Here is a 529-nt window from a genome sequence, read left to right as displayed (position 1 = left end):
CCGGCAAACGCTGAAGCCACATCTGTATAGCTCTCCTCACTCTCAGTTCCATCAGATTTTACTGTTTTAACCGTGAATGTAGGTTTGCTCCATTGGCCATCCTCATACTTAGCTCCTCCACCTAAAGATTGCGCAACTTTATCACCTAGAGCATAAAGCTGGTTACCCGCTACGGCATCCGTTGAAGTTTCACTAATATCTCCATTTTTAAGAGACGTAATCTTGTTGTTCTCTTTACTGTCCCCATGCGTCGCTACAAAGGAATGTGCAGCGTCGCTCCATAATAAAGCATCACCATTAACCGCTTGAGTAATATTACTTAGTTTATCCTCAAACTTTTTAACCTCATTAGACAGATGTGTGTTCACATTCTTGACACTCGTATCAAGACCCGCAAAGGCGCTACCAACATCATTGAAGCTCGTCTTTACCACATCACCATCTGCAGAAACATGAGAGATCTCGTAAGTCGGAGCTGTCCATGTGCCATTCTCATACTTAGCTTTACCACCTAAGGACTGCGCAACAC

The 529-nt window shown here is 43.9% G+C and carries 1 pseudogene; it reads right to left on the bottom strand.

From position 1 onward, the window contains the following. Window positions 1-529, bottom strand: a pseudogene (locus ACFIMI_RS09840) (adhesin); the annotation flags it as partial.

Source organism: Bartonella sp. AP4SXKL (assembly GCF_042195845.1).
GTDB lineage: Bacteria > Pseudomonadota > Alphaproteobacteria > Rhizobiales > Rhizobiaceae > Bartonella.
Note: the sequence above shows the minus strand (reverse complement) of the source record. Positions and strands in the feature narration are given on the sequence as shown.